Genomic DNA, 25635 nt, shown 5'->3' on the forward strand with positions numbered 1-25635 from the left:
GTCATGCCACATGGAAAGAAGCCCCAAAGACCTGTCACCCTAAACAAGAATTTGTCCCCGCCACCGGCGGCCGCCTGAACGGTGGGGGACACCTGCACGCCATCACCTGCAAAGGAGCAGTAACAATGACAACAGACGTACTCTGGCTCTCAGAACTCGGACTCAAGGACCTGGACCGCGTGGGCGGTAAGAACGCCTCCCTCGGGGAAATGGTGCAGAACCTCACCTCCGCCGGAGTCATTGTCCCGGACGGCTTCGCAACGACAGCAGATGCCTACCGCAGCTTCCTGGCCGATTCCGGCCTGGACCAGAAAATCGCTGACCGCCTCGTAGGTTTAGACACCGACGACGTCACCGCCCTCGCCTCAGCCGGCCAGGAGATTCGTGACCTCATCCGCCAGACACCCTTCCTGCCGGACTTTGAAGCGCAGGTCCGCGATTTCTACCAGCAGCTGGTGGACAAACACGGCGACTCCGAGGACCTCTCCTGGGCCGTCCGCTCCAGCGCGACCGCAGAAGACCTTCCCGACGCGTCCTTCGCCGGCCAGCAGGAAACCTTCCTGAACGTGCGCGGCATCGAAAATATCCTGCTCGCCATCAAGGATGTGTTCGCATCCCTCTACAACGACCGGGCCATCGCCTACCGCGTGCACCACAAATTCGAACACGCCGACGTGGCGCTCTCGGCCGGGATTCAGCGGATGGTGCGCTCCGACGTCGGGGCCTCCGGTGTCATGTTCACCATGGACACAGAATCGGGCTTCCAGGACGCCGTGTTCGTAACCTCCTCCTACGGTCTGGGTGAGGCCGTGGTCCAGGGTGCCGTGAACCCGGACGAGTTCTACGTCTACAAACCTGCCCTTCAGGCAGGACGCCCGGCGATCCTCAAGCGCGGACTGGGGGAGAAGGCCCTCCAGATGACCTACACGAGCAACCGCGAAGTGGGCCACACCATCGACTTTGTCCCGGTTGAGGCTTCGCTGCGGAACCGCTTCAGCCTCAGCGACGAGGACGTCGAGCAGCTCGCCCGGCACGCCATCGCCATCGAGAACCACTACGGCCGCCCGATGGACATCGAATGGGGCAAGGACGGGATCGACGGCCGCCTGTACATCCTGCAGGCCCGCCCCGAAACCGTACAGTCCCGCCGCGCGCCCGGGAGCCAGAGCCGCTTCCGCCTCAACGAAACCGGCCAAGTACTCGCCGAAGGCCGGGCCATCGGCCAGCGCATCGGTGCCGGCAAGGTCCGTATCCTCACCGCGATCGACCAGATGGCCGCCTTCAAAACCGGGGACGTCCTGGTGGCGGACATGACCGACCCCGACTGGGAACCGATCATGAAACGCGCCTCTGCCATCGTCACCAACCGCGGCGGACGGACCTGCCACGCGGCCATCATCGCCCGCGAACTGGGAATTCCCGCCGTCGTCGGCACCGGAAACGCCACCGAGGCCCTCTCCGACGGCCTGGAAGTCACTGTCTCCTGCGCGGACGGCGAAGCCGGACTTATTTACGAAGGGCTCCTGGATTTCAGCATCGATGAAACCGAGATCACCCAGCTGCCAGAGGCCCCCGTCAAGGTCATGATGAATGTCGGCACACCGGAACAGGCGTTCACGTTCGCTCAGCTGCCCAACCACGGAGTTGGCCTGGCCCGGCTCGAATTCATCATCAACCGCCAGATCGGCATCCACCCCAAGGCACTCCTGAACCTGGACAGCCAGCCGCAGGACGTGGCCGCGGAAATCCGGGAGCGGATTGCCGCCTACGACAGCCCGCGCGACTACTACATCAAACGCCTCGCCGAAGGCGTATCCACAATCGCGGCGGCCTTCGCGCCGGAGCCCGTCATCGTGCGGATGTCCGACTTCAAGTCCAACGAATACGCCAACCTGATTGGCGGACCTGCCTACGAGCCGCACGAAGAGAACCCAATGCTCGGCTTCCGCGGCGCCTCACGCTACCTGGAGCCGTCCTTCCGCGACTGCTTCGACCTCGAGTGCGAAGCCCTGTCCTTCGTCCGCAACGAGATGGGCCTGACCAACGTCAAGCTGATGATCCCCTTCGTGCGGACCCTCGACGAGGCCCGCGGCGTGATCGAACTGTTGGCGGAAAACGGACTGGTCCGCGGCGAGAACGGCCTGGAGGTGATCATGATGTGCGAGATCCCGTCCAACGCGCTGCTGGCCGGTGATTTCCTGGAGTACTTTGACGGATTCTCCATCGGCTCCAACGACATGACCCAGCTGGCCCTGGGACTGGACAGGGATTCCGCCATCGTCTCTGCCGGCTTCGATGAACGCGACCCTGCCGTCAAGAAGCTCCTGAGCATGGCCATCAAGGCGTGCCAGGAACGCGGGAAATATGTGGGCATCTGCGGCCAAGGCCCCAGCGACCACACCGACTTCGCAGAATGGCTGGTCAAGGAAGGCATAAATTCTGTCTCCCTCAACCCCGACACCGTGGTGGATACCTGGCTTCGTCTTACCCAGGTTCCGGTCAGGGCAGGCGATGGAGTGGAAGCGAGCTGACCTGGCCTCGGGGAGGAACGGCCATTGCAGCCGCCGATAATGAAGTGCCTGGAATGGCCGTTCCTTCTCCTGGACCCGGACAGCCGTCTGTCTGGTTTTTGAAGCATTAGTAGGAGCACGGCAATGCACTTGGGTGGGTTCCAAGAAGGGGATCTCCAGTTCTCCCCGCCGCTGATCATCGGTACGCAGTAGGTCGAGGAATATATCAACGCAGCGCTAAACGCTTGGACGCAACTTCTGACCTGAAGCCCTCGGCACCAAAGCAGGACGAACACGCAGGAGTATGAACAAGATGACGGAAACCCAGGAGTTCCTCTGCAGTGCAGAAGAACTGGAAGACTTCACCACGTCGGTGCTACGCGCCGTCGGCACCAACGAAACTGACGCGAGTTACATGGCGGGCCAGATCGTCGGTTCAGAACTGGCCGGGCACGAATCCCACGGCATGCGCCGCCTCCCGGAGTACGTCGGCAGGGTCAGGGAAGGGCACGCTGACCCGGCGGCCTCGGCCTCCATAGAGCTCGACAACGGGTCCTTGGTGCGCCTCAACGGCAATTGCGGGTTTGGCCACACAGTCCTCCGCGACGCGACAGAACTCGCCGTCGACCGGGCAAAAACCCGCGGCATCTCAGCGGTAGCCGTGCACAACAGCGAATACGCAGGCCGGCTCTCCTACTTCTGCGAGGCAGCAGCCGACGCAGGGATGGCCACGCTCATCTTCATCAATGACAGCGGTTCCGGAAGGGCGGTTGCGCCACCGGGCGGCCTGGAAGGCCGAATGTCCACCAACCCGATCGCAGCAGGGATACCCCGCGCACAGGCCCCTCACCTCGTTCTCGACATCGCAACCAGCACCGTCGCATTAGGCACCCTGTCAGAGTGGCGCGACAGGGGAGAAGCCCTGCCCGAAGGCTGGGTCACTCCCGGGGGATTTCTCCAGCCGTTCGGTGGGCACAAAGGCTTTGGCCTCGCTCTGATCGCCGAAGCACTGGCAGGCGCCCTCACCACCGCAGGGACCGTCTCCAATGACCCAGCCCAGGAGCTCCAAGGAGCGCTCATCATCGCCATCAACATCGAGCAACTCCGCCCACTGGGCGACTTTGCCAACGAAGTCGAGTCCTTCGTCAAGTACATAAACGACACCCCGGTAGCTGAGGGTGCCGACGTCATCAGAGTTCCGGGAGAGCGGTCAGCGGAAAACACGGAACAGCGGAAGGTCGACGGCATTCGGATCAAGCCCTTTACCTGGAACGCAATGGAGCAGGTAGCCGAAGAATGCAACGTTCCTATGCCGGGGCACAGCAGATCGACTCCGTCATAATCTTTCCCCAGCCCAGTAACCTCTAAGGCCCTGCTTCGGAGTGGATTCACGAGGCCCGCCTGGAGCGCCGAAACCAGGGTGACTTTGCGCCGTCCAGGGCTGGGATCCAATTCGGTTTATCCACGGCTGTAATTTGGGAGCCGTTGGGGTAGCTCCCTATCAGCGAGAGCGGTGGATAACCGATCAGAATTGTCCCCGGTTGTGGGCAGAGCACCTTGCCGCTTCGGACTAAAGCCTGAAAAAATTCCGACTCTTTTGTGCCAGGGCGGTCACGCTCGGGTACTCGCGAAATCCTGCCGATTTATCTGTGGATGGCCGCCAAGGGAGACTCGGGCAACCCGGCCCTCCCTCCGGTCCTCTTGATTGCGGAACGAGTCTGGCCCGGTTGTGCTCACAACAGCCTTGCCCCTGTTAGAGCAATAGCCCATCCAGTGAGCGTCGTCACTGCTAGGCCATGCAAGATTTCGCCAGGGAGACATAAACACCCAGTCATCTCGGCTGCAGAAGTAAGGTCTCACCATGGAATCCACCGATATAACCTTCCGCACGCGAAAGTGGGTGCGCCCAGAAGACCTAAACGCCAACGGCACCTTGTTCGGTGGCAGTCTCCTCAAATGGATTGACGAGGAAGCAGCAATCTATGCCATCCTCCAACTGGGCAATGGCAGGGCGGTGACAAAGTACATTTCGGAAATCAACTTCGTCAGCTCAGCCGTTCAGGGCGACCTCATCGAAATGGGTCTGACGGCAACTAAATTTGGCCGAACTTCACTCACCATGCGAGCAGAAGTCCGAAACATGATCACTCGGCGAAGCATCCTCACCATTGAGGAGATCGTATTCGTAAACCTGAACAGCGAGGGAAAGCCCGAGCCGCACGGCTACAAAGAAATCACCTACGACAGAGACAGGATTCCCACGCACCACCTAACGGAAACGCCCCACGGCTAGCAACGTCCCTGCGCGAAAACCTATGCCGTCAACAGTTCTACTGCAGATCAGAGGGGCCCCGCCTGGGAAACAAGAGTCGCGCGATATATCTCCTCCCTGTGGCACTCCCCCGCTCGATTTTCGTACGCCGATAATGGATATTCCGTCAAGCTAGCCGCCGGTGCCAAGTTGGGTGTGCCTCATGTTGGCGAGGTAGAGCTGATTCAAGGAGACCTGGTGAGCAGCACTTCTTTGTGGTGTGTTGCTCCTAAGGGCGGAGACTTCCCGGTTCCACCTGGCCACGGCGGGGGCTCCCGCTGGATTCGCGCGGAATTAGGGTAGGCATCGCGTAGCGGATGTGAGGTTCCTTGCGGGGGTTGACGATGAGGTCTATGGCTGTGCCGGCTATCTGGTCCAGCGGAACCCGGACAGAGGATAGGGGAGTAGGCAGCCTCGCCGAGAGAGGGGTGTCGTTATATCCAACCAGGGCCAGGTCTTCGCCGACGGTGATTCCGGAACGGTGGGCAGCTGCCATCACGCCCATGGCGATGTTGTCGTTTGCCGCGAACACCGCCGTAGGCCGTTTTTCCGTACTTTTCGACAAGAGAAACTCCCCGGCCGTGTATCCATTTTCGATGCCGTAGCCTGCGGCGATGAGCCAGTCCTTGCGCGCGCTCAGACCCGCTTCATCCAGCGCCCTGCGAGCACCTGTCAGCCGCGCGAGGCCTGAGGACGTGAAGGAGGGCCCGGTGACAACTGCAATATCCTCATGGCCCAGGTCGACCAGGTGGCGAACCGCCAAATAGCCGCCTACCTCGTCGTTACCAAGCGCTGAAGGACTTTCTCCGTCGGTTCTGAGCACCAGTGCGTGGGCGACGCCGCGTTTGCGTAGAAGCCGGGGGAGTTCGTCGTCGAGCCGTGCGGTGGCCAGGATGAGGCCGTCGACGTTGCGGCCCAGGAGTGTTTCGGCCGCCCGTTGTTCGTCGTCGGGATCATCTCCGCTGGTGGCGACCATGGCGAAGTAGCCGCGGGCGGCTGCCGCACGTTCGAGTTCTTCGAACATCAGCGCCATTACCGTGTCGCTCAGGCGCGGGACGAGCACTCCGAGGGTGCGTGTCTCACCGCGGCGAAGACTGGAGGCGAATGAGTTCCGGCGGTATCCGAGTTCCTCGGCCACCTTGCGCACATGTGCAGCTGCCGCGGAGCGCGACGCGGTACGTTCATCCAGGGCGCGGCTGGCGGTGGAGATGCTCACGCCGCTGGCAGCAGCAACGTCTTTGAGTGTGACGATCGTGCCGGGGACGGCCGGTTCCATGGCGGTTCTCCTTATCCAAAGGGGCGTACCAGACACTCTATTCCTCCTTTTTGCAAACGTTCTCTTGACAGTGACGTGGGACACGGTGCAATATTGAAAACGTTCCCGCAAACGTTCTCAGAGTAGCGGGTCTGCCGACCATCAATGAAGACAAGAAGGTAGCTGTAATGACACTCGATCTCCGCGGACTCAGCCCCGCACCTGTCACCCCGTTCACCGAAGATGGCGCTGTCGACTTCGCTGCGATCCAGCGTCTGGGTTCGTGGCTCGGATCGGTTGAGGGCGTGAAGAGCCTCGTCGTCCTGGGGCACGCCGGCGAAGGCACGTTCCTTACCGAAGAGGAGCAGCTGGACGTTATCCGCGCGTTCGTGGCGTCGACCGACGGCCGCGTGCCGGTCGTGGCGGGCATCACGAAGGAGGGCAACAAGACCGCGGCCCTCGAGGCCAAGAAGGCCGTAGAGGCCGGCGCGGCAGCCGGTCTCGTCTACCCCTCGCACGGGTGGCTGCGCTTCGGCTACCAGAAGGGTGCGCCGCAGGCGCGCTACCAGGAAATCTATGACGAGTCCGGTCTGCCGCTGATCCTGTTCCAGTACCCCGACAACACCAAGGCGACCTACGACCTCGACACTCAGCTGGAGATCGCCGGCCAGGAGGGCGTCTTTGCCACGAAGAACGGTGTCCGGAACATGCGCCGCTGGTACACCGAGATCCCCGCGCTGCGCGCCGCGTACCCCGAGCTGCAGGTGCTGTCCTGCCATGACGAGTACCTGCTGCCGACAATGTTCGATGTCGACGGTCTGCTCGTCGGCTACGGCAACATCGCCCCCGAACTGCTCGTCGAACTGATCGAGGCCGGCAAGGCGCAGGACTACAAGCGTGCCCACGCAATTCATGAGCGGCTGCTCCCAGTGACCAAGAACGTTTACCACCGCGGGTCCCACATGGAGGGCACCGTCGCCTTGAAGTGGGGCCTCGTGAACCGCGGCATTCTGGACCACGCCACAGTGCGCACCCCGCTACTGCCCCTGCCGGAAGGCGCCGAAACCGAAATTGCGGAAGCCTTCGCCGCCGCAAACATCGGCAAGGCCACCACCACCGCTGCCGTCTAACTCGGCCCCTCCAGGGTCCTTTACGGGTGGCGGGCCCCTCGGCCCGCCGCCCGTTCCCCAGCTTTTTACTCTCCACCCCGGGCCAACGACGCCCCCCAGCAACGTAGCTGTATAAGGAGGACTCGCCGATGCGCGAGAAGAATAAGACCATCACCAGCCCCGGACCTAGGGAAGAACAGATGGCAACCCAGCAAGGAAACCCGGCCCAAGGCACCACCAAGAAACACCGCACTTTCCTGGGCTACCTCGCCCTCATGGGCCCGGCCTTCGTCGTCGGAGCCTGGCAGTTCGGCCCCGGCAACCTCACCACCGCCGTGCAGGCCGGCAGCCGCTTCGACTACAGCCTCGTCTGGGTCATCGCCGTCTCCACCCTCCTGATGATCTTCTTCACCGACATGAGCGTCCGGCTCGGCATCGTCACACCCACCTCCCTGATCACCTCCATCAAGGAACACCTCGGCAAATGGGTGGGCGTCCTGGCAGGCTTCGGCGTCTTTGGCATCACGCTGATGTTCTCCGTCGGCAACGCCGTCGGATCCGGCCTGGGACTCTCCCTGGTCTTCGGCGGATCCCCGGTCCTCTGGACCGTCGTGTGCACTGCTGCTGTCGGCTTCGTCCTGGCCTTCAAAAACGTCTACGGGATCGTGGAAAAGGCCCTGCTGGTCATCGTTGTCCTCATGGGCCTGGCCTTCATCGCCAGCACCCTCGTCGCCCAACCCGACTGGTACCGCTCCATGGCAGGCATGGTCCCGACACTTCCGCCCGGCAGCGAAATCCTCATCGTCGCCCTCGTCGGCACCAACTTCTCCATCAACGCCGCGTTCTACACCTCCTACGGCATCAAGGAACACCGCCGCACCCGCGCCGACTACCGCGACATCACCCTCGTGGACACCATCCCGGGCATCGTCGCACCCGGCATCATGACCGCACTGGTCATCATGGTCGCCGCCGCCGTGCTCGGCAAGACCGGCGGCGAAGCCGGAACCATTAACGCCCTCGCCTCCGTCTTCGCACCTCTGGCAGGCCCCATCGGCGCCAAGCTCTTCGCCCTCGGCCTCTCCGGAGCCGCGTTCTCATCCATGATCGCCAACGCCACCGCCGGCGGCACCATGTTTTCCGACGGCCTGGGCCGCGGCGCCAAAGCAGGATCACCTACCGCCCGCATCATCACCGGCATGATCCTTGCCTTCGGACTGATCATCACCCTGTCCTTCCAGTCCTCACCCGTGGCACTGATCGTCATCGCCCAGTCCCTCACCGTACTCATCGCACCCGTGCTCGGCGTCCTCATCGTCATCATGGCCAACAGGGCCTCGATCATGGGCGAGCTCCGCAACAAGTGGTGGCAGAACCTCTTCGCCGCCATCGGCCTCATCGCCATCATCGCCTCCTCCATCAGACTCATCACCACCCTCATCGGCTAGAAAGCTCGAAAACCAACAAATAAAGGCAGTGTCCCCGCCAAAAAACGGCGGTGACACTGCCTTTACCTCTGTCGCGTGGCCCGTCAGCGGGCCTGCGATATTACTCGTCCACCGAGGAGGCTTCCGCAGCCAAACTGAGCGGCTCGTCTTTCGGAAGACCGTGCTGCCCTGACGCGCCAGATTACCCACCTTTTCGCTGCACTCCCCGGCTCACTTACAACGCCGATAACGGATCTTCCGTAAACCTGTCGCCGCTTCGGCTGCGGCATAGCGACCGCACCGGTGGGTGAGGAGGGGTTTTATTCCAGCTTGGTGTGGCGCAGGTATTGGTAGACCGTTTCTCTGCTGATCCCGTAGTCACGGGCAAGGAGGGCTTTCGGGACGCCGTTGCCGGCGCGCTGGATCAGTTCGGGGGCCCGTTCCGGTGTGAGGGTCTTTTTCCGTCCTTTGTATGCGCCGCGCTGTTTGGCCAGGGCGATGCCTTCCCTTTGGCGTTCCCTAATGAGGGAGCGTTCGAATTCAGCGAAGGCTCCCATGACGGAGAGCATGAGGTTGGCCATAGGGGAGTCCTCGCCAGTGAAGACCAAGCTCTCTTTGATGAATTCCACCCGCACCCCCTTTAAGGTCAGGTTTTGGACGAGGGCACGCAGGTCATCTAGGTTGCGGGCGAGCCGGTCCATGCTGTGCACCACGACGGTATCCCCGTCGCGGGCAAACCGCAGCAGTTCCATGAGCTGTGGCCTGGTGGTGTCCCTGCCCGAGGCTTTATCCGTAAAGACCCGGTCCAGAACCTGGCCATCGAGCCGGCGCTTCTCGTTCTGGTCCAGTGTGCTCACGCGCACGTATCCGATGCGCTGTCCGCCCACTTATTGCCTCCAACCCTTCGCCTGTGAGGTTGAGTTCTAGACCCGTCCTACAGGGAAGTCAAGACCCGGACCTTCCCTCGTCAGGTTGGGGTGTGCCTATCTGGACGCGTTCCCGGCCCCGGGCGTAATTTCTAGCGCTTCGTATAGGCTGCGGATGAGTTCGGCCGCTTGGGTTTGGAGTGCGGGCGGGTCGGTTTTCGACCAGGCCAGGTAGACGGGGACTGGCGGCGCGTCTCGGACGAGCCGGTAGACCAGGCCGGCCCTTCGGTATTGGTGCGTGGTGGATTCGGCGGTTATGCCGCGGGCTTTGCCGCTGCCGATGACCGTTAGCCAGTCGTCCACGTCATTGGTGACTACCGTTTGAACGGGTTGCGTTCCTTCGGGCCAGAGGTCCAGGCGGGTGCTTCCGGTGCGTACATCAATGGCCAATGTGGCATCGCTGACTTGGGCGAGCGTGACAGTTCGTTTGGCTGCCAGGGGGTCCTCGATTGCCATTGCGCAGTAGCGCTTCTCGTATCCGGTGAGGACGAAGTCGAGGGTTCCTGGTTCCGGGGTGCGGCGCAGGATTGCAAGATCGGTTGTTCCTTCGGCCAGCCCTGCAGTAGGGGTGTTTGTCCTGATGAGCAGCAGGTCTTTGTGGGGGAAGGCGGCGGTCCAGCGGCGTTGGAACTCAGGGGTGTGTCTGCCCAGGGCAGACCAGGCATATCCGATCCTCAGGGTGCTCTTGGAGGAGGAGGCTTCACGCTGAAGATCCTCCAGTGCAGAGAGGGCATGTCGGGCGCGACCTATCACGCGCTTCCCTGCGGGAGTGAGTTCCACGCTGCGGGTGGTCCGTACCAGCAACCGGACTCCTAATGCCCGTTCAAGAGCTGCGACGTTCCGGGAGACGGCGGCCTGGGAAATACCCAGTTCAATGGCCGCGTCGGTGAACGTCCCAACCTCTGTAACCCTGAGGAAGGATCTCAGGTGGCGTATCTCGAAGTCCATGGCCACCAGTCTATTCATGCAGGATCTGCATTAGTCGTCGCTTTTATGCATTATGGGGGAGAGCGGGCCTTGCGGAGAATCCATTCATGGATAAAGCAGGGAAAGGGCGTCAGGGGCGCGCGACCGCCACGCTCGTAGCAAGTGCCCTTTCAAACCAATTGGGTGCGGCCAGTGGCTCGATGGCCTTTCCGGCAGTGGGCCCCGTCGGTGTTGTCGCAGTCCGTCAGCTTGTCGCTGCCGCGGTGCTCCTGCCACTGGTCCGGCCACGAATCCGGGACTTCACACTTTCCCAATGGTGGCCGATACTTCTGCTCGCCTTCGTCTTCGGAACCATGAACCTTTCGCTCTACGCGGCCATCGAGCGGATCGGCTTGGGACTGGCCGTGACGCTGGAATTCCTTGGGCCTCTGGCAGTTGCCTTAGCCACAACCAGAAATAAAGGCAGCATGTTCTGTGCTGCCATTGCTGGTGCGGGCGTTGTTGCCATCACCCAACCCGAGGCTTCCACGGACTATGCCGGAATCGGTCTTGCTCTGATCGCGGCATCGAGCTGGGCTGCGTACATCCTGCTGAACAGAACGGTAGGTAACCGGATACCCGGTGTCCAGGGAACCGCCACCGCAACGGGAGTGTCAGCCGCACTGTTCCTCCCCATCGGGCTCACCGTATTCATCACCCAAAGGCCCGACGCCGCAACGGTCCTTTGCGCCATCGTCGCCGGACTCCTGGCATCCGTCGTGCCCTACATTGCTGACCTGGTAGCGCTGCGCAGCGTCCCCGCTCACCTCTTTGGCGTCCTGATGAGCATCAATCCCGTGTTCGCTGCGGCCATCGGGGCCATCGCCCTCAATGAGGAACTGGGCGCAGTGGAATGGGCCGGGATAGTCCTCATTGTCGGGGCTAACGCCTTCGCTCTGCGCCTTCGGCGATGAAGGGGGAGCGGGCATCAGGCCGATGGGCAGTTATCCCAGCGTGGGCAAAGCCGAGGCAAGTGTGACGTGGAAAGCTGTTCCGCCAAGGACACTCAGAATGGCGTTCCGGCGCCACAGGTGAAGGGCAGCTGTCACTGCAAGTCCTCCGGCTGCAGCGAGGGTGAGGTGGGTGAGTGAGGGCGGGACGTGACGGACGGTGTAGACAACGAGGATGGTCATGATCCCGACGGGCATGTTCTCGTTGAGGTAGGGCAGTAGCTTACTGTGCCGGATGGGCACCAGCACGGCGAAGGGTGCTGCCCGCAGCGCCCACGTAATGGCTGATGAGACCAGGACAGCGGCAAGAATATAGGTTGGCTCAGGCACGTCAGCGTTTCCTTCCACGGAACGGGTAGCGAAGGATGAGGAAGACGACGAACATCGTCATCGCCGCGACGAGCATGCCTTCACCGAAGACCAGGTTCCCCGCCACCGCGCATACGAGGGCGACCAGAGGGACCGGGACGCTCTTGCGGATGCGGTAGGCGTCCATGCCCAGTACGAGAAAAAACGCCGTGAGTGCGAAATCCAGACCAACCACAGTCCCCGGGATCAACGCACCGCCCAGCGAACCGGCGGTTACACCCCCTACCCATGCCACCTGGAAGCAGGCCTGGGTTGCCAGAATTCGGCGCCGGCTCAAGGTATTCGCCTCGGGGCTCGAGGTGAGGGCCCAGGCCTCATCGGTCAAGGTGAAGGTGCTGTAGACCTTGGCGGCGCGGCCATGAACGCGGTGCAGCGGAAAGGACAGTGCGTAGAAAACATGCCGGAAGTTCACCAGGAACGCTGTCGCTGCTATCGAGGCCAGCGGAGCCATCGCCACGACCATCCCCAGAATCAGAAACTCCAGCGAACCTGCGAAAATCACGGTCGCGAAGACGGGACCCCACCACCAATCCAAAGGCGACTGTGCCACCACGACACCAAAGGCCAGACCCATGGGCAGCGCCCCCAGCACTGCGGGAAGGGAAGCCCGGATTGCCAGACGGACGTCCCCAACGGCGGCAGGGCCACGGTCAATGCCGGCCCCGGGCAGTGCTGTCTGCGCCTGATTTTCGCTCATGGAGCAATAGTAGAAAAATCGGTGCAGCATATGGTTGCTAAATAGTGCCCTAAAATGGGTATATGAGCAATCAACGCGCACTGGATGGTATAGACCGGGAAATAATCGCGCAGTTGTCCAAGGATGGGCGTTTGACGAACCTCGAGTTGGCGCGCCGGGTTGGCCTTACGCCTGCTCCCTGTTTGCGCCGGGTTCAGCGGCTTGAGGAAGACGGGGCCATTGCCGGATATAAGGCTGTGATCGACCCGGTCGCGGCCGGCAGGGGATTCTGTGTGATCATGTCGGTGGAAATCACGATGACGAACCGGCAGACGGTCGAGGAATTCGAAACGGCAGTCGCAGCGTTGGATGAAGTGACCGAGGTTCGGCGCGTGTACGGAGTGCCTGACTACATCGTCCGGGTTGATGTGGCGGACGGCAATGAGTACGAACGGTTCCAAACCCAGAAGATGACGAAGTTGCCCGGTGTCCACCGCATCATCTCGCATCCCATGATGAAACTCATCAAAAGTATGGACCCAGCACCAGGCGGAAACCTCTAATAGCGGGCTGGTTCAATGAGTGTTTAGGTCCGGCGAAGCGTTCACTACCCGCTGGGCTTCAACGGAGACGCTCCCTTCTGCCGAAAGACGTCGATCCTCAGTTTTGAACGCGTTGGCGGTAACGCCGTGGGGTTTCTCCCATGTCGTTTAAAAAGTGCCGGTTGAAGTTGGACAGGTTGGTGAACCCGACTTCGTAGCAGATGTCGGAGATGGGCTTGTCACTGGTCTCCAGCAGGCGCCGGGCGTGGGCCAGGCGCAGCTTGCGCACCAGGTCACTGAAGTTCTGGCCGGTAGCGCGTCTGAAGTATTTTGAGAAGCTGGCTTCTTGCATTCCGACCATTTCCGCGGCCTCAGACAGTTTGACACTGCCGGCGTGGTTGCTGAAAACGTACTCTAAAACGAGGTCCACCACTGCGGCAGCCCGTGCATCGAGCTGTGGTCGGAACCATTCCTCCGCCAGGTAGCGGCGGTCTTCCTCGGGTGCGCGGGTAAGGACCCGGAACAGGGCGAAGAGGTGCTGCAGCCGTTCCAGTCCGGTGGAGGTGCCCATAGCCTCGATGGCGGTTGCCGCTTCCCGGGCCGAACGCCCTATAAATTCGATGCCTCGCGCGGACTGTTCCAACAGCGGTTTTACCTCCGCCATTTCAGGGACCAGCGAGGCGGCCTGGTCCACCCAATTTCCCTCGAACTGGATGACGGCGTCGCGGTTCTCCAACACTTCTCCGGGTTCGAGGTCGCTGACCCAGTCATGCGGCAGCCCGGACCCGACCAGGGAGACATGGCCCGCCTCGAAGGTGCCGATGAAGTCGCCGACGATGAACTTTCCCGTGCCCTTGCGGATCAGGTGAATCTCGTACTCGGGGTGGTAGTTCCATCGCGCCACAGGGCTGGGATAGCTGTGCTGGTGCCACCGCACCGAGTGGTTGGGATCGGGCGGGATGACCTCCCTGTTGGCCCGGAGGCCCAACAGCCTCTCAGCCAGGCGGGCCGTAGCTCCATCGGTGGCAGCCATCGTCGTCTCCGTCAGTCAAGTTGTAAGAATATGGGCATTTTTCACGCCCTGTCTCTCAGACTAGCCCCTGTCACGGATCAGGGGAGTGTCAGATTTGTATCAGAAGTTGGCAACTACGGCGCTAGTTGTGCCCTATGCCACACGCTTACTCTTGAGGAACATCAGCGGACACTAACTCTCTCGGAGCCTGTGCCCGCTTCAGTTTCCCTTCACCGGCAAAGCAGCCGGCAGGGGCAACTGTGCACCCCATGAAGAACAAAGGAGTCCTTAATGCGCTCAAAAATGCGCGCCGCCTCGCTGGCCGCCGGTGCCCTGTGCATCGCCCTGTCCGCGTCGGCCTGCTCCGGCGCCGGCGGCGGCACCACTGCCGGTGACCAGAACAGCCTCAACGTCCTGATGGTGAACAACCCCCAGATGGAGGACCTGCAGCGCCTGACTGCGGACAACTTCACAAAGGAATCCGGCATCACGGTCAATTACACGATCCTGCCGGAGAACGACGTCCGCGCGAAGATCAGCCAGGAGTTCTCGAGCCAGGCGGGCCAGTACGACGTAGCCTCCCTGTCCAACTACGAAATTCCGTTCTACTCCGCCAACGGCTGGCTGGCGCCGCTGGACAACGTGGCCAGTGACCCCGAGTTCGACCAGGACGACATCCTTCCCGCCTACACCGCTTCCCTGACCGGCGAAGATGGCAAGCTTTACGGCGAACCGTTCTACGGCGAGTCCTCCTTCATGATGTACCGCAAGGACATCCTGGAGGCAAAGGGCGTGACCATGCCGGAGAAGCCGACCTGGGACCAGGTAGCTCAAATTGCAGCCCAGGTTGATGGCGCTGAGCCGGGAATGAAGGGCATCTGCCTTCGCGGCCAGCCGGGCTGGGGACAGGTCTTCGCGCCGCTGACTACCGTGGTGAACACCTTCGGTGGCACCTGGTTCGACAAGGACTGGAACGCGAAGGTCAACGCCCCGGAATTCGTCGAAGCCACCAAGTTCTATGTGGACCTGGTCCGCAAGCACGGTGAAGCCGGCGCGGCGCAGGCCGGGTTCACCGAATGCCTGAACAACATGAGTCAGAGCAAGGTGGCCATGTGGTACGACGCTACTTCCGCAGCCGGCGCGCTGGAGGCCGAAGGATCGCCCGTGAAGGGCAAGATCGGCTATGCCCAGGCTCCGGTCAAGGTAACGGATTCCTCCGGTTGGCTCTGGACCTGGTCCTGGGGCGTGCAGGCAGCGTCGAAGAAGCAGGATGCAGCCGCCAAGTTCATCACCTGGGCCAGCTCGAAGGAATACGAAGAACTGGTTGCGTCGGAGCTGGGGTGGGCGAAAGTTCCGTCCGGCAAGCGCATCTCCACCTACGAGAACCCCGAGTTCCAGAAGGCCGCGCCGTTCTTCGAAGCTGAACGCACCGCCATCGAAAACGCGGACCCGAAGGACCCGGGCGTTCAGGAACGGCCTGTCGTGGGCATCCAGTTCGTCGGCATTCCCGAGTTCGCCGACCTCGGCACCACTGTCTCCCAGGGCATCAGCTCGGCCATAGCCGGACAGGGCACCGTGGAGGACGCACTGGCCAAGGGCCAGGAAGCCGCTCAGAAAATCGGCGACAAGTACAAGAAGTAACCACCCATCAATCGGATCTGTGGCCCGCCGTAAGGGCGGGCCACAGGACCGCAGGAGAACATGATGACTTCCGCAACAGCGCGCGTCGTCCGCAAAGGACATAGCGCCCCGAAACCTTCCAAAGACGCCAGGGCCCGTGAACGCGCCACGGCGTGGGCACGGCGCGCGCCGCTGCTGCCGGCCCTGATCTTCCTCATCATCGTCACGCAGCTTCCCTTTGCTGCCACCCTGATCATCTCCTTCATGAACTGGAACAGCCTGCGCCCGGACCAAACGGGATTCGCCGGTTTCAGCAATTACGTGGAGGTCCTCACCAACGCGGACCTGCGCCAGGCCATCTTCACCACCATCATCCTTACCGTCTCCGTGGTCCTGGCCAGCCTGCTCATCGGCCTGGTCCTGGCACTGCTGCTGGATAAGAAGTTCATCGGCCGCGGCCTGGCCCGCACCCTGCTGATCGCACCGTTCCTGGTGGTCCCGGTAGCCGCAGCACTGGTGTGGAAGCACGCCCTGCTGAACCCCACATACGGTCTGTTCAACGGAACCCTGACCTGGATCTGGTCGCTTTTCGGCAGTAACACTCCGCCGCAGCCGGACCTGCTGTCCCAAGCGCCCCTGATGGCCGTCATCCTCTCCCTGGTCTGGCAGTGGACACCGTTCATGATGCTCATCCTGCTGGCCGGCCTGCAGTCCCGTCCCATGGACACGGTGGAAGCTGCCCAGATGGACGGCGCCAGCCCCTGGGAAATCTTCCGCCACCTGACGCTGCCGCACCTGCGCCAGTACCTGGAACTGGGCGGCCTGCTCGGAGCCATCTACATCGTGCAGAACTTCGACGCCGTCTTCACCCTCACCTCCGGCGGCCTGGGCACAGCCAACCTGCCCTACTCCATCTACCAGACCTTCTACTTCGCCAACGAATACGGCCTGGCCTCAGCCACCGGCGTCGTCGTGGTCATCGGCACCATCATCGTGGCCACCTTCGCGCTCCGCACCGTTTTCTCGCTCTTCAAGAAGGAGGCAGCACGATGAGCACCCACACTCCTGCCGCACCCGCCAACACACCCCCCGGCCCCACCGCCCTGAACACCGGATCCCGACGTCGCGGCTTCGCCTGGTTCGGCTTCAAGATGTCCGGCCGGGGCAAGTCCCGGATGGACCCCACCCGGAACAACACCGCCGCCGGCATCGCCGCTTGGCTGCTGGCCCTGCTCTTCGTTGCCCCGGTCCTCTGGATGATCCTGACCTCCTTCCACGCCGAAACCGACGCCGCCACCAACCCGCCCTCCCTCTTCGCGCCGCTGACCCTTGACGCCTACCAGGAATTCTTCGGCGCCAGCTCCGGTGTCAGCCCCTGGCCGCCGCTGATCAACTCCGCCACCGCCTCCGTCCTCTCGACGGTCCTGGTGCTGGTCCTGGCCATCCCGGCCGCCTACGCGCTGTCCATCAGGCCGATCAAAAAGTGGACGGACGTCATGTTCTTCTTCCTCTCCACCAAGATGCTGCCCATCGTCGCGGCGGTCCTGCCGCTGTTCCTGTTCGCCAAAACCATCGGCGGGCTGGACAACATCTGGTTCCTCATCCTGATGTACACCTCGATGAACCTGCCCATCGCCGTGTGGATGATGCGCTCCTTCCTCGCCGAAGTACCCGTGGAAATGCTCGAAGCATCCCAAATCGACGGCGCCGGACTGCTCCTGACCCTCCGCGCCGTCGTCGCCCCCGTCGCGATGCCCGGCATCGCCGCGACCGCCCTGATCTGCTTCATCTTCAGCTGGAACGAACTGCTCCTGGCCCGGGTCCTCACCGGCGTCATGGCCGGAACCGCCCCGGTCTTTTTGACCGGCTTCGTTTCCAGCCAGGGCCTCTTCCTCGCGAAGGTCTGCGCCGCTGCCGTCGTCATCTCCCTCCCGGTGCTGTTCGCCGGGTTCGCCGCCCAGGACAAACTCGTCCAGGGCCTCTCCCTCGGCGCGGTCAAGTAACCGCGCACCACCGCTTCAATCCATAGAGGAATGCTCTCAATGACAACACCATCAACCCAGACTCTGTCCGCTGAAGGGCCAGTGCTTCCGCAGACGATGCGGGCCAACATCCTCAAGAGCCAGGGCGACATGGCCATGGAAACCCTGCCCCTCCCACAGCTCGACGCCGACCAGGTCCTGGTGCAGGTCGCCGCGGTCGGCGTCTGCGGCAGCGACGTCCACTACTACGAGCACGGCCGGATCGGCCCCTACGTCGTGGACCACCCGCTGATCCTGGGCCACGAACTCTCCGGCCGGATCGCCGCCGTCGGAAGCGCCGTGGACCCGGCCCGAATCGGCCAGCGCGTCGCCGTCGAACCCCAGCGCCCCTGCCGCACCTGCAAGCAATGCAAAGCCGGACGCTACAACCTCTGCCCGGACATCGAGTTCTATGCCACCCCGCCCATCGACGGCGCCTTCGCCGAATACGTCACCATCCAAAGTGACTTCGCCTACGACATCCCGGACAGCGTCAGCGACGAGGCGGCCGCCCTCATCGAGCCGCTCTCGGTCGGGCTGTGGGCCTGCGAACGCGCGGAGATCAAGCCCGGCAGCCGGGTCCTGATCGCCGGCGCCGGCCCGATCGGCATCATCGCCGCCCAGGCAGCCCGCGCCTTCGGCGCCGCCGAAATCTACATCAGCGACATCGCAGAAGACCGGCTCGCGTTCGCCCTCGAACACGGCGCCACGCATGCGCTCAACGCCCGGACGGACACTGCGGAAGGGCTCGACGTCGACGCCTTCATCGACGCCTCCGGCGCACCGCAGGCCGTCCGCTCAGGCATCAAAGCCGTAGCACCCGCCGGCCGGGTCATCCTCGTCGGCCTGGGCGCGGACGACGTGGAACTCCCCGTCTCCTACATCCAGAACCGGGAGATCTGGCTCTCCGGCGTCTTCCGCTACACCAACACATGGCCACTCGCCATCCAACTCATCGCCGACGGCAAAGTGGACCTCGACATTCTGGTCACCGGCAAGTTCGCCCTCGCCGAATCCGAACAGGCGCTCAAGGCGGGCAAGCAGCCAGGCCAACTCAAAGCCGTCGTCTACCCCGGCCGCTGATGGAAGCCCGCGCTGCTGCGGTGCCCGGGGGAAACGCCCTCCGGGCACCGCAAATACAGGCGGCAGTTACAGAACTTCGCAGCCGGATCTCGACCGGAGCCCGGACGGTGCTTGGGATCACTGGGGCACCCTGGCTCAGGAAAATCCACATTTGCTGCACTGTTGGGAGAGCTCCTTGGCGCAGACCTCGCTGTTGTAGTCCCGATGGACGGTTTCCACCTGAGCGACGCAGTCCTTGCCGGCGGGCCGTTCCGGGACCGTAAGGGTGCCATCGAGACCTTTGATGTGGGCGGTTACGCGTCCTTGCTTCAGCGCTTGGCGCGGCCGGTTGAGCCGGTGGTCTACGCTCCGGATTTCAACCGGTCCCTGGATGAACCAATTGCTGCCTCCATTGCGATTCCTGCGGACCTTCCTCTCGTCATCACTGAAGGAAACTACCTGCTGGCGGACGGTCAGGGATGGCAGGGGATCCGGGAGCATCTGGATGAAGTGTGGTACCTCGAAAGTCCGGAAACCCTTCGCCGTCAGCGCCTTACCGAACGGCACATGCTGTTTGGTAAGGACCTCGCGGACGCGGAAAAGTGGGCGCACGGAACTGACCAATCCAACGCCGAACTAGTACATGCCACCCGGCACAAAGCGAACAGAATCATTCCCTGGTCCTGAACAGGGTAAGAACACGGCAAGGAAGCTGTTATGCGAGCCAACAACCTGACACCTAAAGCCCTTCCCATCCAAGACCCAGTGGTAACGGTAATCGGTGAATCCCTCGTCGACATCATCATCGACCCCCGCACTACTGGCCCGGCGGATGCGCACCCCGGCGGCAGTCCGATGAATGTGGCTGTGGGGAGCGCACGGCTCGGGCTGGCAACGAGTTTGGTGACGCATTATGCGGACGACCCGAACGGGCTTCTGATCGACAAACACCTGCACTCCAACGGTGTGTCCGTCATCAGGGGAGGAAGCGCCCCCACTTCGACGGCGACTGCGACACTCGGTCCCGACGGTGCCGCCACGTACGTGTTCGACATCAGTTGGGACCTCAACGGAGCATCACTGGCAGCGCTTGCGGCAGTCCAGACTTCTGCCCACGTGCACTCAGGATCCATTGCCGCTGTTCTTCCCCCGGGCGATCACGCCACACTTGCCCTCCTGGACGCTGCCAAGGAGAACGCAACAACCAGTTACGACCCCAACTGCCGCCCCGCGATCAGCCCGGATGTGGCAGCGGCACGAAGCCAGGCCGAACTTTTCGTTGCGTCCAGCGACATAGTCAAAGCCAGCGACGAGGACCTGGCCTGGCTCTACCCGTACCGCACCGCGGAGGAAAGCCTGGCCGCCTGGCTGGAACTCGGGCCATCCCTCGTTGCGTTGACCCGAGGGGCAGCCGGCCCGGTCATCCTCACCAACCAAGGACGGGTAGAGATGGCCGCGGAATCCATTGCAGTGGCCGATACGGTCGGCGCAGGCGACTCCTTTATGGCCGCCCTGATCGCCGGGCTTGCCCAACTCCAAGCCTTGGGCGCCGCTGCCCGGCCAAAGCTGCAGACACTTACCTCCGCTGAAGTTCATGCCCTTGCCGTCTACGCCAACCGGGCGGCCGCGATCACCTGCTCGCGGCCTGGGGCAAACCCGCCCCACGTGGCCGAACTCGGTCCGCTGTCCCCCACAACACTGGTGAAAGGAGCATGACGTGCCGACTCTCAGCAGCAGGACGCTTTCAGCCCTCCCATCTTCACTGGCGACACCCTCTTATGACCGCTCAGGCCTGACGGCAGGCATCGTCCACTTTGGCGTCGGAGGCTTCCACCGCGCACACCAGGCCATGTACCTGGACCGCCTCATGAACGCCGGACTCGCCCGTGACTGGGCGATCGTCGGCGTCGGCGTGCTGCCCACCGACGCATACATGAAACAGGTGATGGACAGCCAAGATTGCCTCTACACCCTCACGGTCAAAAACCCGGACGGCAGCAGGGAAAGCCGAGTGATTGGCTCGATCATCGACTACCTCTTCGCGCCGGACGACCCTGAAGTCGTCATCGAGAAGATGGCGTCCGCGGACCTCCGCATTGTCTCTCTTACCATCACCGAGGGAGGCTACAACTTCCACCACCTCACCGGCGAATTCAACGCCGACAATCCCGACGTTATCCACGACCTGACACCAGGAGCCGCACCAAAGACGACCTTCGGCCTGATCACCGAAGCCCTCAGCCGACGCCGCGCACGCGGGCTGGCCCCGTTCACCGTGATGTCCTGCGACAACATCCAGGGAAACGGCGAGGTTGCCCGCACCATGTTCGCCGCATTCGCACACCTCAAAGACCCCGAATTGGGACGATGGATCACCGAAAGCGTCCCCTTCCCCAACAGCATGGTCGACCGCATCACTCCCGCCACGACCGACGCCGACCGCACAGCCGTAGCTGACGAATTCGGGATCATCGACGCCTGGCCGGTCGTCTGCGAGCCTTTCGAGCAGTGGGTGCTTGAAGACCACTTCAGCATCGGCCGGCCACCCTTCGAACGCGCGGGCGTCCAACTCGTCGAGGACGTTGAACCCTACGAACTGATGAAGCTGCGGCTGCTGAACGCCAGCCACCAAGGCATGTGCTACTTCGGCTACCTCGCCGGATACCGCTACGCCCACGAAGCAGCACAGGACCCAGTCTTTGCCCAATTCCTGCTCGACTACATGGACAAAGAAGCAACCCCAACCCTCCAGCCAGTACCCGGCATCGACCTCGAAGACTACAAACGAACCCTCATAGAACGGTTCTCCAACGAGTACGTCCGGGACACCTTGTCACGTCTCTGCGCCGAAAGCTCCGACAGGATCCCCAAGTGGCTCCTGCCAGTCATCAGAGAAAACCTCGACAAGGGCGGCGACATCCACCGCTCGGCGGCAATCGTTGCCAGCTGGGCCCGCTACGCCGAAGGCAACGACGAACAAGGCAACCCCATCAATGTCGTCGACACGCTCAAAGAGCCACTGATGGCAGCAGCAGCCCTGCAGCATGACAACCCCCTGGCCTTTGTCTCCAACCCAGACATCTTTGGTGACCTAAAAACCAACGAACGCTTCGCAACGGCATACACACAGGCCCTCCGGGACCTCCACACAGCCGGCGCCCGGACCGCACTGCAACACCTGACACTGCCGCCCAAGTAGATGCCATGCTCAAACAACCAAGAACCGCACTGCCATGGCTACTCGCCACAGGTTCACTACTGATCCTGCCATGCATCCTGGCCTTGCTCCTTGACCTTCACCCAGACACCACCTACACGGAGCACCTCCCTTCGGCGATACCCATGCTGATTACAGGCCTCGCTCTCACGCTCAGCCCGCTGCCGCCCGACACAACGAAAGACACCGTGCCGGAGGAACACAAGGACGTGTTTGCGTACGCGATCCGCACAGGAGCGCTGCCCATAGCCAGCCTCTTCAGTGACTGGCGCAGCGAAGTCGCACGCCAGGGGAGCACCTACTCCTCAACCCTGCGAATCCTTCCAACCGCGACAGCAGTAGCCACCGCCTTAGATCTCTACGCCGTACTCATCGATCCCGCCGGCTCCCTTTTCTTTCTTTTGTCCGCAGCCGCAACCCTCACATTCGGCCTGGGAACCTACGTGTTTTCAGCCGTTCGGCTCACAAACGCCCGCCTACTGGAGGACAAGCTATGCCGTCAGGTCCGCCTGCTCAAAGCGACCACAGGCTGGACGCTCGAGGAACCGCACGAGTAGAAGGTTCTCGGTGGTGGGGCCATGCGGCCTCCCTACGAGGCAGATAAGCAAGGAGTCGTACAGCCTCCCGCACGAGGGGACCATTCCAGACCGCAAGACGAACTGATTGAACCTACAACCCTTCGGTTTAGGATCAAGAAACAAATAAGAGCCTTTGGGGAGGTCTCCATGGAACAAGTGACCTTTATTGATCCGTTTGGAAGCGAGGGGAAGCAGCCTTCCACTCCCACGCCTGAGGCCACGCTGCCCGTTCCGGTGCCTTCCGGAAGACCGCCAGCAACGCCTCCGGTCGCACGCGCCCGCGGCCGCGAACATGAGCTGCGCCGACTCATCGACGATCTCGCCGCCCTGGCCAGCAGGAATTCGACGGCCGTCAAACGGTGACGCACTGCTGTCATGCGACACCCATTTTCGATTCGCCGATAATGGATATTCCGTCAACATGCCTGGGGCCGACTAAGCCGTGCTTGTTGATAACGCGGCCGGAACTGGGGGCCATACCTTGTCGTCCAAATAGCAGAGAGATGGATCTAGCGAACTGAGTTGTGAGATGTATTGATCGAACCTGCCTAGTCGCCGGGCCGCTCGCGTGACTTCGAGTGCTCTGTTCGATCTGGCGCGACCGGCTGCGGGCGAGTCACAAAGCTATGACTGACTCGGCCACCAGGAGGCCCTTGACTTCAATTCATCGATGAAGACGTGCCCCGGGGTTGGGATTAGTGAATTCGCTCCCTAAACTCTAATCGGGGAACCCTGACGTTTCCTCCGGGCGGCCGGGGCGCCGTTGTCATTACCCTAGTCATAATTCCGTGTACGGGAGAAGATTCCTTTGTCTCCATTCAACGAAACGTTTAATGGCAGACACCCGGCGCGACTGCGCGGCCAGCAAGTTTTGCACGCTGCCGCCTCCTTACCGCCGCCGGGTTTCAAGGATCGACGACGACCACGGCGATCTGACACATCAAGGGGGAACAATGACAGTAATGCTGATCGGCGGGGGCGCACTCGCCCTCCTACTCATCGCGGGAATTATCTTCTATACCTCGAGCATCCGGTTTGCTAAGCCGAATGAGGCAATGCTAATCACCGGCAAAAGCGACCCGAACACGACCGATGAAACATCCGACGATCAGTCTCGTGTCGTCATTAACAACCGGGCGTTTGTCAACCCGATCACGGAGCGCGTCAGCCATATCTCGCTGTCTTCGCGTCAGGTTGAAGTCACCATTGAAGCCATTTCCAACAACGGTATCCAGCTCAAGCTGACCGGAGTTGCGCAGGTAAAAGTCGGTGGTGACAAGATCTCCGTCCGCAAGGCGGCGCAGCGTTTCCTTGACCAGCAGGACGCCATTGATCACTACACCCAGGAAACGCTCTCGGGTTCCCTGCGTTCTATCGTCGGTACCCTGAGCGTTGACGCGATCATCAAGGACCGGGCGCAGTTCGCAGCATCCGTCAAGGAAGAAGCCGAGCACTCGATGACCAACCAGGGTCTGGTAATCGATACCTTCCAGATCAAATCTGTCGACGACGCAGGCGGTTACCTGAAAAATCTTGGTCGACCGGAGGCTGCCCTGGTGGCACGGAACGCAAGTATTGCTGAAGCGAACTCCCAGCGTGAAGCAGCGGAAGCGAAGGCACTTGCGGATCAGAAGACGGCTGAAGCTGAGCAGAAACTGGCTCTCCGCCGTGCTGAACTGAAGCAGGAAACGGATGCACGCCAGGCAGAAGCGGACGCCGCCGGTCCTCTAGCCCAGGCCGACCAGCAGCAATTAATTATCCTCAAGAACCAGCAGGTTGTTGCCCGTCAAGCAGAGCTTCGTGAAAAGGAGCTCGACATCGAGGTCCGCAAGCCCGCCGACGCTGCTAAGTACAAGGTCGAAACCGAAGCAGCGGCTGACTTGGCACGGCGTACCCGCATCTCGGAAGCCACGAAGGTCGAAGCTGCCGCTGAACTCGAAACCCGCAAGCTCAGGGCTGCCGGTAACGAGGTCGAAGCGAAGGCTGTGGCAGCTGCGAACACCGCCAAGGGCAACGCCGAGACGGAGATCAACAAAATCCGTGGTCTTGCGGAGGCGGAGGTCACGAAGTCCAAGGGCATAGCGGAAGCTGATGTCATTGGACTTCGTGGTACGGCTGAAGCAGGAGCCATCGAAGCTCAGGCCAAGGCGTACAGCGAGTTCAACGAGGCGGCAATCCTGAATAAGCTTCTGGAGGTTCTGCCTTCCATCGCCAGAGAAATCGCCGCGCCGATGAGTGCGATCAGCAACATGACCGTCATCTCCAACGATGGAGCAGGTCAAGTGAGCAAGAATGTTTCCTCGGGTGTGCAACAGACCGCGCAGATGCTCAAGGACACCACCGGGTTTGATGTGATCGAGATGCTCAAGGGCTTCGGCAAATCAACCTCCGACGCAGAGACTCCGGGCACCGGAGATGGCGCGATCAAAGAACCAGCCCGGACCGCAGTCGTCAATGCCGCACTGAAGGAAGAGCCCGCCAAGTAATCCACCAAACAAGGAATTTCCCCGGGGCAGCAAGGGCGGTGGTTGCAATGGAGGCGTCAGCCGCCGACGGCAGGCCGGCGGGGCGCGCGGATGTACAGCGCCGTCCTTTCGCAGGTCATCGAGGTCGCGGGCGAGCCGGTCCATGCTGTGCACAACGACTGTGTCCCCGTCCCGGGCGAACCGCATTAATTCCGTGAGCTCCGACCTGGTAGTGTCCCTGGCCGAGGTTTTGTCCGTGAAGACCCGGTCCAGAACCTGGCCATCGAGCTGGCGCTTCTCGTTCTGGTCCAGCGTGCTCACCCGCACGTACTCGATCCGCTGTCCGGCCACTGTTGCTCCAGCCCTTCGGCTGTGAGTTGAGTTCTAGGCCCGTCCTACAGGGAAGCCAAGAACCCCGGGACGTCGCCCAGTTGCCGGAGGATGTTGGGACGGATGTCGTTGACTTTCAGGTCAAGCAGTACCAGACCATCTACCCGGCGCTCCACCGCCCAGCGCCGGTACTTCGAAATCTCTTCGTCTTACCGTATTACGACGCAATGCGGCGCTGTTCCGCGGGGTGGAAACTCAGCGTTAGCGAGGCCAGCTGCGAGGATTCGTG

Annotated in this window: 23 protein-coding genes and 1 pseudogene; 17 read left to right on the forward strand and 7 right to left on the reverse strand. The window is 62.0% G+C overall.

The window, feature by feature from the left end:
• The first annotated feature begins 125 nt into the window (after nt 1-125).
• The 3 genes from ppsA (at nt 126) to NXY83_RS01075 (ending at nt 4803) form a co-directional block, all read left to right on the forward strand.
• Entirely contained in the window at nt 126-2531 is a 2406-nt protein-coding gene (gene ppsA, locus NXY83_RS01065; protein ID WP_258804280.1) for a phosphoenolpyruvate synthase, read from the forward strand.
• Between the two features lie 292 nt (nt 2532-2823).
• Nucleotides 2824-3852 carry an Ldh family oxidoreductase gene (locus NXY83_RS01070; protein ID WP_258804281.1) on the forward strand — a complete coding sequence of 343 codons (1029 nt, stop codon included), beginning with the start codon at nt 2824-2826 and terminating at the stop codon, nt 3850-3852.
• 519 nt (nt 3853-4371) lie between these two features.
• Complete coding sequence (locus NXY83_RS01075; protein WP_258804282.1) at nt 4372-4803, forward strand: acyl-CoA thioesterase; 432 nt, start codon at nt 4372-4374, stop codon at nt 4801-4803.
• 247 nt (nt 4804-5050) lie between these two features.
• On the opposite strand, the gene NXY83_RS01080 is transcribed toward NXY83_RS01075, so the two are convergent.
• Complete coding sequence (locus NXY83_RS01080; RefSeq protein ID WP_258804283.1) at nt 5051-6097, reverse strand: LacI family DNA-binding transcriptional regulator; 1047 nt, start codon at nt 6095-6097, stop codon at nt 5051-5053.
• A gap of 167 nt (nt 6098-6264) precedes the next feature.
• On the opposite strand from NXY83_RS01080, the gene NXY83_RS01085 reads away from it, so the two are divergent.
• Nucleotides 6265-7206, forward strand: a complete 942-nt coding sequence (locus NXY83_RS01085) for a dihydrodipicolinate synthase family protein (RefSeq protein ID WP_258804284.1) — start codon at nt 6265-6267, stop codon at nt 7204-7206.
• A 128-nt stretch (nt 7207-7334) separates the two neighbouring features.
• Complete coding sequence (locus NXY83_RS01090; RefSeq protein ID WP_258804285.1) at nt 7335-8633, forward strand: Nramp family divalent metal transporter; 1299 nt, start codon at nt 7335-7337, stop codon at nt 8631-8633.
• 299 nt (nt 8634-8932) lie between these two features.
• Here NXY83_RS01090 and NXY83_RS01095 read toward each other — a convergent pair whose 3' ends face one another.
• On the reverse strand, nt 8933-9499 hold the full coding sequence (locus NXY83_RS01095; protein ID WP_258804286.1) for a recombinase family protein: 567 nt from the start codon (nt 9497-9499) through the stop codon (nt 8933-8935).
• A 96-nt stretch (nt 9500-9595) separates the two neighbouring features.
• Nucleotides 9596-10486 carry a LysR family transcriptional regulator gene (locus tag NXY83_RS01100; protein WP_258804287.1) on the reverse strand — a complete coding sequence of 297 codons (891 nt, stop codon included), beginning with the start codon at nt 10484-10486 and terminating at the stop codon, nt 9596-9598.
• 179 nt (nt 10487-10665) lie between these two features.
• Between NXY83_RS01100 and NXY83_RS01105 the strand changes: the two genes are divergently transcribed.
• A complete protein-coding gene (locus tag NXY83_RS01105; protein ID WP_258804288.1) occupies nt 10666-11418 on the forward strand; it encodes an EamA family transporter in 753 nt (250 codons plus the stop codon).
• A gap of 30 nt (nt 11419-11448) precedes the next feature.
• On the opposite strand, the gene NXY83_RS01110 is transcribed toward NXY83_RS01105, so the two are convergent.
• On the reverse strand, nt 11449-11784 hold the full coding sequence (locus NXY83_RS01110) for a branched-chain amino acid transporter permease (RefSeq protein WP_258804289.1): 336 nt from the start codon (nt 11782-11784) through the stop codon (nt 11449-11451).
• 1 nt (nt 11785) lies between these two features.
• The gene (locus NXY83_RS01115; RefSeq protein WP_258804290.1) at nt 11786-12520 is read right to left on the reverse strand and encodes an AzlC family ABC transporter permease; all 735 of its coding nucleotides are present in this window, start codon (nt 12518-12520) and stop codon (nt 11786-11788) included.
• A 62-nt stretch (nt 12521-12582) separates the two neighbouring features.
• Here NXY83_RS01115 and NXY83_RS01120 point away from each other — a divergent pair, with 62 nt between their 5' ends.
• The gene (locus NXY83_RS01120) at nt 12583-13062 is read left to right on the forward strand and encodes an Lrp/AsnC family transcriptional regulator (protein ID WP_258804291.1); all 480 of its coding nucleotides are present in this window, start codon (nt 12583-12585) and stop codon (nt 13060-13062) included.
• Nucleotides 13063-13159: 97 nt separating this feature from the next.
• Here NXY83_RS01120 and NXY83_RS01125 read toward each other — a convergent pair whose 3' ends face one another.
• Complete coding sequence (locus NXY83_RS01125; RefSeq protein ID WP_258804292.1) at nt 13160-14074, reverse strand: AraC family transcriptional regulator; 915 nt, start codon at nt 14072-14074, stop codon at nt 13160-13162.
• Between the two features lie 270 nt (nt 14075-14344).
• On the opposite strand from NXY83_RS01125, the gene NXY83_RS01130 reads away from it, so the two are divergent.
• The 10 genes from NXY83_RS01130 to NXY83_RS01175 all read left to right on the forward strand — a co-directional run bounded on the left by NXY83_RS01130 (nt 14345) and on the right by NXY83_RS01175 (nt 25037).
• A complete protein-coding gene (locus tag NXY83_RS01130; protein ID WP_258804293.1) occupies nt 14345-15694 on the forward strand; it encodes an ABC transporter substrate-binding protein in 1350 nt (449 codons plus the stop codon).
• A gap of 63 nt (nt 15695-15757) precedes the next feature.
• Nucleotides 15758-16726, forward strand: a complete 969-nt coding sequence (locus NXY83_RS01135; RefSeq protein ID WP_258804294.1) for a carbohydrate ABC transporter permease — start codon at nt 15758-15760, stop codon at nt 16724-16726.
• Entirely contained in the window at nt 16723-17676 is a 954-nt protein-coding gene (locus NXY83_RS01140; RefSeq protein ID WP_258804295.1) for a carbohydrate ABC transporter permease, read from the forward strand. Before NXY83_RS01135 ends, NXY83_RS01140 begins: the two co-directional genes overlap by 4 nt.
• 39 nt (nt 17677-17715) lie before the next feature.
• Nucleotides 17716-18777, forward strand: a complete 1062-nt coding sequence (locus NXY83_RS01145) for an NAD(P)-dependent alcohol dehydrogenase (RefSeq protein ID WP_258804296.1) — start codon at nt 17716-17718, stop codon at nt 18775-18777.
• 15 nt (nt 18778-18792) lie between these two features.
• On the forward strand, nt 18793-19443 hold the full coding sequence (locus NXY83_RS01150; protein WP_397427612.1) for a nucleoside/nucleotide kinase family protein: 651 nt from the start codon (nt 18793-18795) through the stop codon (nt 19441-19443).
• A gap of 30 nt (nt 19444-19473) precedes the next feature.
• Complete coding sequence (locus NXY83_RS01155) at nt 19474-20472, forward strand: carbohydrate kinase family protein (protein WP_258804298.1); 999 nt, start codon at nt 19474-19476, stop codon at nt 20470-20472.
• Nucleotide 20473: 1 nt separating this feature from the next.
• Complete coding sequence (locus tag NXY83_RS01160; RefSeq protein WP_258804299.1) at nt 20474-21955, forward strand: mannitol dehydrogenase family protein; 1482 nt, start codon at nt 20474-20476, stop codon at nt 21953-21955.
• Between the two features lie 143 nt (nt 21956-22098).
• Nucleotides 22099-22530, forward strand: a complete 432-nt coding sequence (locus NXY83_RS01165; RefSeq protein ID WP_258804300.1) for a hypothetical protein — start codon at nt 22099-22101, stop codon at nt 22528-22530.
• Nucleotides 22531-22698: 168 nt separating this feature from the next.
• A complete protein-coding gene (locus NXY83_RS01170) occupies nt 22699-22914 on the forward strand; it encodes a hypothetical protein (protein WP_258804301.1) in 216 nt (71 codons plus the stop codon).
• Between the two features lie 470 nt (nt 22915-23384).
• Complete coding sequence (locus NXY83_RS01175) at nt 23385-25037, forward strand: flotillin family protein (RefSeq protein WP_258804302.1); 1653 nt, start codon at nt 23385-23387, stop codon at nt 25035-25037.
• A gap of 108 nt (nt 25038-25145) precedes the next feature.
• On the opposite strand, the pseudogene NXY83_RS01180 reads toward NXY83_RS01175, so the two are convergent.
• Nucleotides 25146-25367: pseudogene (locus NXY83_RS01180) on the reverse strand (recombinase family protein); the annotation flags it as partial.
• Nucleotides 25368-25635 lie beyond the last annotated feature (268 nt).

The sequence above is a fragment of the Pseudarthrobacter sp. NS4 genome, from assembly GCF_024758005.1.
Classification (GTDB): Bacteria; Actinomycetota; Actinomycetes; order Actinomycetales; family Micrococcaceae; genus Arthrobacter.